The sequence below is a fragment of the Alkalihalophilus lindianensis genome, from assembly GCF_032843265.1.
GTDB classification, from domain to species: Bacteria; Bacillota; Bacilli; order Bacillales; family Bacillaceae_D; genus Alkalihalophilus; species Alkalihalophilus lindianensis.
Genome location: NZ_JAWJBA010000560.1, coordinates 1 through 259, shown reverse-complemented (window position 1 = coordinate 259; position 259 = coordinate 1). Strand labels below are relative to the sequence as shown.

The 259-nt window shown below is 37.8% G+C and carries 1 protein-coding gene; it reads left to right on the top strand.

Annotation, left to right across the window (positions count from 1 at the left end):
* A partial coding sequence (locus RYX56_RS23420) for a hypothetical protein (protein WP_317124265.1) occupies positions 1-206 on the top strand: 206 nt, incomplete at its 5' end.
* Between the last annotated feature and the right edge of the window lie 53 nt (positions 207-259).

Sequence of the window (259 nt, the reverse complement as noted above, 5' to 3'; positions counted from 1 at the left end):
AGCTCCCCCAAGCAAAGATTTATTTTCACTGGAAAGTATCGATTTACCCAGCCACTAGTGATGCTGACTTTAATTGGCAAATACCTTATTATTGCTCAGAAAAGATGGAGTTTATGGATCAAGCAATTTCACTCGCCTCTACATTTGTGATATCTGCCAAAAAAGATACGCTTTCTGAAACGGCTCTATTAGAAAAGATAAGCTAACCTCCAATATGTGATACCTTCCGCTTTACCTTCTTTTTACCATTCCTTGTGAA